Genomic DNA, 459 nt, shown 5'->3' on the forward strand with positions numbered 1-459 from the left:
TTGAAAGCTGGATTTTTGGCTTTAAGGTATCCCCAGTTAGCGGATTTTTTCACTAATGTGATGAATTTCGGCATGGCATTAGTTGGGAACTTTAAGTATGATAAAGCGAAACTTGAAGAGCTTAAGCAATACGTAGAAGATCGCTTTAAGCAACTTGAAGAAGTTGATGAAGAGAACGAAGATGAAGAATTCAGAAAAGCAGTTATGGATGTCATGTTAAAGGCTTCAAAACTTCTTGGAAAAGTGCTGAAAGCTTCAAAGTATGACGAGGAAAAAGGCATGTTAAAGCTTGTTCTTGAAGATGAAGAAAAGAAAAAGTTTGTAATAGCGATAATGGTTAAGGTGGTTGAAAATGGATGAAGTCACTGAGAAGTATAAGAGCGTTGCTATTTTGATTCAGTTTGACGCTTCAAGCATGATTAACATAGTAGTTGAAGATAGTGATTCTAACGCTAAAGA

At 35.7% G+C, this 459-nt stretch carries 1 protein-coding gene; it reads left to right on the plus strand.

The features are described 5' to 3' along the window. A partial coding sequence (locus tag E3E37_RS11020) for a hypothetical protein (protein ID WP_167717384.1) occupies nucleotides 1–360 on the plus strand: 360 nt, incomplete at its 5' end. Nucleotides 361–459 lie beyond the last annotated feature (99 nt).

This window comes from Thermococcus sp. ES12 (assembly GCF_012027515.1).
Classification (GTDB): domain Archaea; phylum Methanobacteriota_B; class Thermococci; order Thermococcales; family Thermococcaceae; genus Thermococcus; species Thermococcus barossii.